Below are 10,164 nucleotides of genomic sequence, written 5' to 3'. Positions count from 1 at the left end.
GATCCCCCATGCTCAAAGGGATGCGCTGATCCTAGTTTCCGATTCCCTCAATTTAATCGAAGTGGCAGAAGCGATCGCTGGTGATCAGGTTGCTCAAGTGCAGAATTGGATCGGGGAAAAACTACTAGAAAAACCGACACAGGAGCAATTAAGCGATTGGAATTCCCATCCCGATAACCTTTTTAATACACTAATCGTGCAACCTTTTGTGTTAATTCAGGCCGTAGTTTAGATGAAAAAATAGGAATTGTTGAAAAACTTGGCTCTTCTAGAGTAGTTAGGGACTTGCGCTTTGATAATGTACCATCTGGCTGGTCTGGTTCTTCTAGAGAGCGATTTTCTGGCTGGGATATTATTCCTACGCAAGTCCCTTATGATGTATAGCAATTCAATTTGAGACGTAAATAAGTCCTGCTATGGTAAAATAGAGAAGTTGTGTCAAGAAATGAAAGAAAAAAGGATCTTCGTTACTTGGTCTGGTTCGATAGGGGGGCATAAATCGACTAAATCCTTATCTGGCAAGAGATAATTGATTAGTTCGCTCTAGATCAAAAACAATTGACAAAAATCCCCAAACATTGCTATGAAGATCCCTGTGCCGTGAAATAGTTGATAAACACTAGCGTTGTTTTGTACCATACCAGTCATTATTTCGACGATTATGACTAATTTCTCCAATCAAAGTCTAAGCAACCGCTCGTTTGCAGGAGAAAACCTTGCAGGAGCAAACTTTCGCAATGCCGATATTCGCGGTTGTGATTTCACCAATGCCAACCTCGAAGGAGCCGATTTTTCAGGTGTAAGGACAGGTAAAAGTCTCAGGCAACAGGTTATTCTGATTTCGTGTGTGATTACAGAAACACTTATTTCTATTGCAGTCGCTATCTTCGCCTTTGGGGTTTTGGCTACATTTATATTTGAAAAAATTTTTGCGAATGTAACCACATTTAACGGTTTATTTGCAGGATGTGTTGCGTTTGGGAGTGGGGTTTTATTGTGTTTTTTGTATTTATTATTTCGCCTGATTACAAAAACACACCATAAGGATTTGCCAATGGGTCAATCCATAGTTGCTGTGTTTGTGGGAGTAATTATAATTTTAGGAAAGATGGGATTTGGAGAATTTATAAAAGGGAATATTTTTGGAGGAATTTTTTACTTTAGTCTAGCCATATTTTGCAGTTGGCTAACATGGTTTGGAATTGTATTGGCAGTTCGTACATTTCAACGAGCAACAGGAACATCGTTCACCAAGGCAAATCTTTCCTACGCTCAGTTTATTCAATCCACGTTAACTGGTTGTGACTTTTCCAATTCTGATATCAGTAACGCTAAATTTTACAAAGCAAACTTACGAAATTCTGTTTTAACTAACATCAATGCTGACGGTACAGATTTTTCAGGTGCAATCTTTAAGGGAGCGTACATTCAGAATTGTAGAATCAATGATAATACAAAATTCGATGATGTTATTTGGAGTAGAAAAGCAAAGACTGGATGGCTTGATTTCTCCAATCAAGATCTACGGAATTACTCATTTAAAGATGATCAAAACTTAGTAGGAGCAAACTTTCGCAATGCCGATATTCGCGGTTGTGATTTCACCAATGCCAACCTTGAAGGAGCCAATTTTTCAGGTGTGAAGGCGGGACGAAGCCGCACTCAAGAAATTATTTTAATGGCAGTTGTCTTTGGGATTCTGATTCAGGGAGTGTTTGCTAGTGCGGTAGCGTTTAAGTTTGTAAATGCTTCTTTAATTGAGTTTGCTGGTGCAGTTGTGGGTTCTCTTATATTTTCATTGGGAATCACTTTTACATTTTTGTTCATATTCTCGTTAGCACCAATATTTGATAATGTGCTATCGGTATTACTTTTTTCTCCGGTTATGTATGTGGCTATGGATGGGTTCGCATTTGCGTCAATAGCTACGTTTAATGAATTTACAAAAGGAAGCTTTCTTTGGGGAATTTTTATTGCTGTTATAGCCTTATTTCTTGCGTTGGTGTTATATTTCATCTTCTATGGAATAATTTTAGAATTTCAGAAGATATTGGGGACATCCTTTAGTAAAACAAACTTGTTAGATGCTCAGTTTAGTCAATCCATACTAAGTAATTGTGACTTTTCTAATTCTGACCTCACAAATGCTACATTCCACCGCGCAAAACTACAAAATGTTAACCTCGCTAATGCTAAAGCTCACGGAACGGATTTTTCGAGAGCAAAGTTCAAAAATATCAATATTCAAAATTGGAGTATTGATGCGGATACCAATTTCAATGATGCCATTTTGAGTCGAGAGCTTATTACTACATTGCTTGACTCCTCTAATCAACATCCTATCAATGTGCAGGATGGAGAAACCGATACTGTATCTAATGTCAACCCCCTTGACTTCTCCAATCAGGATCTAAGGAATCGCTCATTTAAAGATAATCAAAACCTAGCAGGAGCAAACTTTCGCAATGCCGATATAAGAGGTTGTGATTTCACCAATGCCAATCTTGAAGGAGCAGATTTTTCGGGTGTAAAATCAGGACGAAGCCACCGTCAAAAAATTATTTTAATTGCAGTTGCTTTAGTAGTTATGATTCAGGGAGCGTTTGCAGCAAAAATTGCCTTTGAGTGTTCTAGTGCATCGATAATTCATTTGGCAGTGGCGGTTGTGGGTTTGTTGGGATTGTCGTTAGGGATAGCTTTTACGTTTTTGTTTATATCTACAACAGTTCCAGAGACTTCCACAGCAATACTTTTTTCTGCGGTTATGTTTGTGGCTATAGACGGATTTAATTTTGTTGCTATAACTACGTTTAATGAATTTACAAAAGGCAATCTTATTGTTGGAAATCTTCTTGCAGTTATCACTTTACTTCTGGGTTTAGTATCATGTTTCTTTTTTGCAGTATTGTGGATGGGATTTAAAGAACTTCAGAAGATATTGGGGACATCCTTTAGTAAAACAAACTTGTTAGATGCTCAGTTTAGTCAATCCATACTAAGTAATTGTGACTTTTCTAATTCTGACCTCACCAATGCTACATTCCACCGCGCAAAACTACAAAATGTTAACCTCGCTAATGCTAAAGCTCACGGAACAGATTTTTCGAGAGCAAAGTTCAAAAATATCAATATTCAAAATTGGAGTATTGATGCGGATACCAATTTCAATGATGCCATTTTGAGTCAAGAGCTTATTACTACATTGCTTGACTCCTCTAATCAACATCCCATCAATGTGCAGGATGGAGAAACCGATACTGTATCTAATGTCAACCCCCTTGACTTTTCCAATCAGGATCTAAGGAATCGCTCATTTAAAGATAATCAAAACCTAGCAGGAGCAAACTTTCGCAATGCCGATATTCGCGGTTGTGATTTCACCAATGCCAATCTTGAAGGAGCAGATTTTTCAGGTACAAAGGCAGGACGAAGCCGCACTCAAGAAATAACTTTCATTGTGGCCGTCTTGATAGGTGTCGTTCAGGGATTTTTGGGGTCGAAAGTATTGACATTTTCTTATGATTTTGGAGGATATATTTTAAGTATACCTATTATGATTTTAGGTTTGCTTATAGGTCTATTTGTAAGTCATTCTTTGATAACATTTTTACGTTCACTTTCTGAAAGCTTAAACAAAGAGTTTGTTAATGACACCTTGTTGATGTCCTCTTTTTCTGGATTTTTTCTTGATAATATTCTTGGTTTACACTTAATTCTTGCGCCATTTTGTTTATTTTTGTTATGGATGTTAATTGGAGACTTTGAACTAAAAACTGGAACATTTTTGAACAAAGCAAACCTATCCCGTACTCAGTTTATCGAAGCCACGCTGATCAATTGCGATTTCTCTAGTTCTGACCTCAACAATGCCACATTCTACAAAGCGACTTTGCGAAATTCTAACTTTGCTAATGCCAACGCCAACGGTACGGACTTTTCTAGTGCTAAATTAATAGGAACAAATAAGAAAAATTGGAATATTAATGCTGATACTAATTTTAATGAAACCATTTTTATTGAAAATATTAGTACGATATGGCTTGGTTTTTTAGTCAATTTCTTTAAAAAGGCAAACTTATTAGGTTTATTTTTAATGGGATTTTCTTTTGCTTGCTACATACCTCTTATAGTTCCTTTTGTCAATTCAAATATTCTTTTATTTTTAAAATTAATTATTGTAGTATGGCTCATATTTTCTATATTAATATCTCCACTTTTTTCTCGTTTTTCTGACAAAGATATAACAAAACTTAGAAAAAAACTTAGAATTCCTTTTATTGGCTTAATATTTACTACTTATATAATATATATTATTTATAGAATTTGTATACTTTTTGGAGGCGAGCATGAACATATTGGTGGTACGGGTTCTATTTCATTTTCATCGGCTGGCTCTCTACTAGGAGATATTTTCTGGCTTCCTATTTTATCTTTAGCTTTAGTAATTAGAAAGATAAGACGGAACGGTAGAAATTTATTTATTTCTATTATTTTTACTGTTAGCAGTTTTGCTTTTGGGATTGGTGTGGGATATTTAATTTTTGTAACATTGCCTAATTTGATTTTACTAGGTTGGATTACAATGCCTATAGGATTGTTGTTTTTAATATCTTCATTTCCATTTGAAGATAGCTAACTTTTACCAACAACGGAAAATCATATCAAAGGAGCAAAACTATGTCAGTATTCGATATGCGTCATCAGACAGTTACAAACCAAACAAATAATAATTATAGCTTTGCTGAAGCTCAAAATCAAGCCGATTTGATTATTGAGCTAGAGAAATTGAAGTCTGAAGTAAGCAACGCTGGAGAATCTCAAGTCATCAATGCCGAAATTGTTACAGAGGTTCAAGAGCAAATCCAAAAAGCTGTCGATCAAGCAAAAAAACCTGAACCTAATAAGGATGTAATTGCAGGTTGTCTAAGCACGGCTAAAGGCTTTATGAAGGGAGTCGCCGAAGCTGGTGGAATCGTTGCTGGAATTGTTAAAGCTATTGAATTAGTCCAAAAACTGTTTTAGCCGATGTTGACTGGTATATTCTTGCAGTCGTTTACAAATACACAGCCTTGTAAATACTGATTCAAAGGAACTAAAAAACTATGTCAAATTTTGATCAGCAGGGGCAAATTGTCTATCATCAAATTAACCAAGTAATCAATCAACAAATTATTAATGTTAATGATGAGATGGTTGAAAAATTTGTAGAAAATTTTGCCTCTCTACTTCCTCTCGATGCGGATGATAAAATAAAAAAATCTATTACTCTGTACATTATCACCGAATATGCAAATAACGGTAACTTACCCATATCGCCTGAACAATTAACTTCTCTATTGGAAAAGCTTAATCAATTAAGCATTGATGAATTCAATAGGCTTTTATCTTCTGACAAAAAATATAAACAATTAAGGCACAACTTAGGCTGGTATATTTCTGTTGGGGCTGGTGTTGGAGTCGGCGTTGGTTATGCGTCTGCAAAAGTAGATATAGAAAAGATTATTCAAGAGTTAACCCATAATAATAGTTTGTATGTTCCTGACTTGACTCCTTCTTCATCAAGTAATCCTAGTTCGCAAACAGAAGATAACTCAGAACAGCACTATCCTAGAAGTTCAATTCCTAAAGAGCATATAGCTAGTTCAGTCATATTGCACAAATCTATAGACTCTTTACCTGACACTAGAGAACCATTTCTCCCTGTTAGCAGTAGTCGCGGTAGCAGTTCTTTTCCAACCCACCACCAAGAGCAATTGTTAGAGAGTTCTATTAATCATAATATAAGTGGAGGATCACCAGAACCTCACCCAATCAGTTTGGACAAGTCTAACGGAGATATTGAAGATTGTGACCACTTAAATCATTGTGGCCACTGTGACCATTGCGATCACTGCTTTATAGCTACTGCTGTCTATGGCACTTACGAATCACCTCAAGTTATCAAATTAAGACACTTTCGAGACGAAAAACTGAGAATGTATCTATTAGGAAAGTTATTTATTTTAATATACTACAAATTATCGCCACCTTTAGCTCGCTGGCTTAAAGATTCACCAAACTTTGCCAAACCAGTTCGTCATATCCTTGATATGCTTGTCAAATGCTTAGAAAGTTAATTTATAGATGTTTCTCTATGCACACAAGAACAAAACGGAAAGTATCGATTTCCAAATTGTTAATATTTGTTATTCCATTAGTCGATTGTTTAGAGAAAATCGGTTTACGGTTTATTCTTGATTTTGCTGTTATTCACTGTATCCGATTCTATCAAAAATATCTTTCGCCTCGTAAAGGATTTTCCTGTGCTTACAGCGTACTTTATAGATGTGAATCATGCTCGGAGTATTTTCGGAAAACTGTAAAAATTTACGGTTTGAAAAAGGCAATTTTTCTGTTTCAGAAGAGACTAGAAGAATGTAAACTTGCTTATAGAGAACTACTGAAGGGAGACAATAAAAATTAGCTCCATAAAACATAAACACTAATACACATTAATTTTGTAGTAGAGCTACTCTTAGTCAGTAGCCCAGCAGGATGAGCTACGCAGTGCTAAACCAATGAAAAAAGTACAGCAAAGACAATACCCTCCCCACTTGCATGAGAAAGGAATTGTTTTGTGTAAAGAATAATCCTGGCATCGAGCTATTGTCCCGGTCGGCAACCCGACAAGTATCTTGGCCACGGTGAAGTTTCACAACCGAGTTCGGGATGGAATCGGAGTGGTGCCATCACGTTAAAGACACCAGGAAGGGTAGAACCCTCAAGACTGCAAAAGCTAGGAAAAAAGTGGTGAAAGAAGAATCAGGTCAAGCCCTCGGTCGGTTAGTACTCCTCGACTGCACTCGTTACCGAGCTTCCATCTAGAGCCTATCAACGGGTAGTCTACCCGAGACCTTACTGGCTTAATGCCATGAGAGCAATCATCTGGAGGTGGGCTTCCCACTTAGATGCTTTCAGCGGTTATCCGCTCCGCACATGGCTACCCTGCGTTTACCGTTGGCACGATAACAGGTACACCAGCGGTGCGTCCTTCCCGGTCCTCTCGTACTAAGGAAGGCTCCTCGCAATGCTCTTACGCCTACACCGGATATGGACCGAACTGTCTCACGACGTTCTGAACCCAGCTCACGTACCGCTTTAATGGGCGAACAGCCCAACCCTTGGGACCGACTTCAGCCCCAGGTTGCGATGAGCCGACATCGAGGTGCCAAACCTCCCCGTCGATGTGAACTCTTGGGGGAGATCAGCCTGTTATCCCTAGAGTAACTTTTATCCGTTGAGCGACGGCCCTTCCACGCGGTGCCGTCGGATCACTAAAGCCGACTTTCGTCCCTGTTCGACTTGTGGGTCTCACAGTCAAGCTCCCTTCTGCTTTTGCACTCTATCGTCCCATTTCCAACGGGACCGAGGGAACCTTTGCGCGCCTCCGTTACCTTTTAGGAGGCGACCGCCCCAGTCAAACTGCCCACCTGAAACTGTCTCCCGCCCCGATTAGGGGTCAGGGTTAGAATTCTAGCCTCGCCAGAGTGGTATCTCACCGTTAGCTCCACTCTCCCCACGAGGAGAGTTTCAACGCTTCCCACCTATCCTGCGCAAGCGAAGCCCGAAGCCAATTCCAGGCTACAGTAAAGCTTCATAGGGTCTTTCTGTCCAGGTGCAGGTAGTCCGTATCTTCACAGACAATCCTATTTCGCCGAGTCTCTCTCCGAGACAGTGCCCAGATCGTTACGCCTTTCGTGCGGGTCGGAACTTACCCGACAAGGAATTTCGCTACCTTAGGACCGTTATAGTTACGGCCGCCGTTCACCGGGGCTTCGGTCGTCAGCTTCAGATTACTCCTGACCAACTTCCTTAACCTTCCGGCACTGGGCAGGCGTCAGCCCCCATACTGCGTCTTACGACTTGGCGGAGACCTGTGTTTTTGGTAAACAGTCGCCTGGGCCTATTCACTGCGACCCTCTTGCGAGGGTACCCCTTCTCCCGAAGTTACGGGGTCATTTTGCCGAGTTCCTTAGAGAGAGTTATCTCGCGCCCCTTAGTATTCTCTACTTCCCCACCTGTGTCGGTTTCGGGTACAGGCAATTAATGATTAACGTGGTTCGGGCTTTTCTAGGAAGCTTGATCAACGCCACTTCCCTCCCGTGGGAGGTGGGACTCGCGTCTTAGCTCCTGGTGTTTTCGCCACCGCTCATCGCCTCGACTGCTTGCACTGGTAACCAACATCCAGCTGACGTTGACCTTCTCCGTTCTCCGGCACAATCATTAATCGGTACGGGAATGTTAACCCGTTGTCCATCGACTACGCTTTTCAGCCTCGCCTTAGGTCCTGACTGACCCTCCGCGGACGAGCCTTGCGGAGGAAACCTTGGGGTTTCGGGGTGTGGGATTCTCACCCACATTTTCGCTACTTAAGCCGACATTCTCACTTCTATAGAGTCCACAGCTGCTTGCCGCTACTGCTTCACCCCCTATAGAACGCTCCCCTACCACTACAATGTAGTCCACAGCTTCGGTAGATAACTTAGCCCCGTTCATTTTCGGCGCAGGAGCGCTTGACCAGTGAGCTATTACGCACTCTTTTAAGGATTGCTGCTTCTAGGCAAACCTCCTGGTTGTCAATGCACTCCCACCTCCTTTCTCACTTAGTTATCATTTGGGGACCTTAGCTGGTGGTCTGGGCTGTTTCCCTCTTGACGATGAAGCTTATCCCCCACCGTCTCACTGGTAGTTTTTTTAGCCGTATTCAGAGTTTGCCTCGCCTTGGTACCGGTCTCCCAGCCCGCGGCGAAACAGTGCTTTACCCCGACTAAACTTCCACTACCGCTGCGCCTCAACACATTTCGGGGAGAACCAGCTAGCTCCGAGTTCGATTGGCATTTCACCCCTAACCACAGCTCATCCGCTAATTTTTCAACATTAGTCGGTTCGGACCTCCACTTGGTTTTACCCAAGCTTCATCCTGGCCATGGTTAGATCACCCGGGTTCGGGTCTACAAATTATGACGCTTCGCCCTATTCAGACTCGCTTTCGCTGGGGCTGTGGGGTCTTCCCCCTTCACCTGCCATAACCTGTAAGTCGCCGGCTCATTCTTCAACAGGCACACGGTCAGACGTTCAATCGTCCTCCCATTGCTTGTAGGCTAACGGTTTCATGTTCTATTTCACTCCCCTTCCGGGGTTCTTTTCACCTTTCCCTCGCGGTACTGTTTCTCTATCGGTCACACGGGAATATTTAGCCTTACCTCGTGGTCGAGGCAGATTCACACGGGATTTCACGTGCCCCATGCTACTCGGGATGCAGTTAAGCTGGTTCCTTTTTCGACTACAGGACTTTCACCTTCTCTGGTGCGGTTTTCAGCCGCTTCGTCTAAATTTCCCAGTCTTTTGTCACTGTCCCACGACCCCAAGTTCCGAAGAACTTGGTTTAGGCTGTTCCCTTTTCGCTCGCCGCTACTGGGGGAATCGCTGTTGCTTTCTTTTCCTCTGGCTACTAAGATGTTTCAGTTCACCAGGTTTGCTCGCTCCACCCTATGTATTCAGGTGGTCGTGTTTAGGGTTGCCCCATTCGGATATCTTCGGATCGATGCTTGCTTCCCGCTCCCCGAAGCGTTTCGTCGGTAACTACGTCCTTCTTCGCTTCCGTGTGCCTAGGTATCCACCGTTAGCCCTTATTAGCTTGACCTTGCGGTCTTCTTTTTTGGCTTTTTCACCTAGCTCTATGCAGTTTTCAAGGTTCCTCTGGACTCTTTACTCAGAGCCAGCATTCTCTCTTACTATGTAAGTAAGATAAGGTGCTGATTCCTCGTTTCTCTTGTTTTTGCCACCTGTGCAGGTGGGCCATCCTGGACTCGAACCAGGGACCTCACCCTTATCAGGGGTGCGCTCTAACCACCTGAGCTAATAGCCCTTGTTCCTGATTCAGGTCTTTTGTGAACCCAGAACCTAGTTTGAAAGCCACATACCTCGTTCCGACCTTTTGGGATTGATTCTTGGTTTCGACTACTATTTTTTCGTCTTCTACCCGAATTAGGTCTCCCTTTAAGGAGGTGATCCAGCCACACCTTCCGGTACGGCTACCTTGTTACGACTTCACCCCAGTCACTAGCCCTGCCTTAGGCATCCCCCTCCTTGCGGTTGAGGTAATGACTTCGGGCGTGACCAGCT

General features: G+C 41.8%; 5 protein-coding genes, 1 tRNA gene and 3 rRNA genes. 5 read left to right on the top strand and 4 right to left on the bottom strand.

Annotation, left to right across the window (positions count from 1 at the left end; all coding sequences use genetic code 11):
- Window position 1 precedes the first annotated feature (1 nt).
- From PX484_RS13185 to yidD, 5 genes are all read left to right on the top strand, one after another.
- Window positions 2-232, top strand: coding sequence for a DUF2288 domain-containing protein (locus tag PX484_RS13185; RefSeq protein ID WP_288104177.1), 231 nt, complete (start codon window positions 2-4; stop codon window positions 230-232).
- A gap of 429 nt (window positions 233-661) precedes the next feature.
- Entirely contained in the window at window positions 662-4,636 is a 3,975-nt protein-coding gene (locus tag PX484_RS13180; RefSeq protein ID WP_287766805.1) for a pentapeptide repeat-containing protein, read from the top strand.
- Window positions 4,637-4,677: 41 nt separating this feature from the next.
- Complete coding sequence (locus tag PX484_RS13175; protein ID WP_271947127.1) at window positions 4,678-5,022, top strand: hypothetical protein; 345 nt, start codon at window positions 4,678-4,680, stop codon at window positions 5,020-5,022.
- 80 nt (window positions 5,023-5,102) lie between these two features.
- The gene (locus PX484_RS13170; protein ID WP_287766806.1) at window positions 5,103-6,116 is read left to right on the top strand and encodes a CFI-box-CTERM domain-containing protein; all 1,014 of its coding nucleotides are present in this window, start codon (window positions 5,103-5,105) and stop codon (window positions 6,114-6,116) included.
- Window positions 6,101-6,463 carry a membrane protein insertion efficiency factor YidD gene (gene yidD, locus PX484_RS25770; RefSeq protein ID WP_104398173.1) on the top strand — a complete coding sequence of 121 codons (363 nt, stop codon included), beginning with the start codon at window positions 6,101-6,103 and terminating at the stop codon, window positions 6,461-6,463. The genes PX484_RS13170 and yidD overlap by 16 nt, the downstream gene beginning before the upstream one ends.
- 166 nt (window positions 6,464-6,629) lie before the next feature.
- Here the strand turns inward: yidD and rrf are convergent.
- From rrf to PX484_RS13150, 4 genes are all read right to left on the bottom strand, one after another.
- Window positions 6,630-6,747, bottom strand: a 5S ribosomal RNA gene (gene rrf, locus PX484_RS13165).
- A 55-nt stretch (window positions 6,748-6,802) separates the two neighbouring features.
- Window positions 6,803-9,682 (bottom strand): 23S ribosomal RNA (locus tag PX484_RS13160).
- A gap of 151 nt (window positions 9,683-9,833) precedes the next feature.
- Window positions 9,834-9,907 (bottom strand) — tRNA-Ile (locus PX484_RS13155).
- 132 nt (window positions 9,908-10,039) lie between these two features.
- Window positions 10,040-10,164 (bottom strand): 16S ribosomal RNA (locus PX484_RS13150); the annotation flags it as partial.

Source organism: Microcystis sp. M49636_WE2 (assembly GCF_030065375.1).
GTDB classification, from domain to species: domain Bacteria; phylum Cyanobacteriota; class Cyanobacteriia; order Cyanobacteriales; family Microcystaceae; genus Microcystis; species Microcystis aeruginosa_C.
Note: the sequence above shows the minus strand (reverse complement) of the source record. Positions and strands in the feature narration are given on the sequence as shown.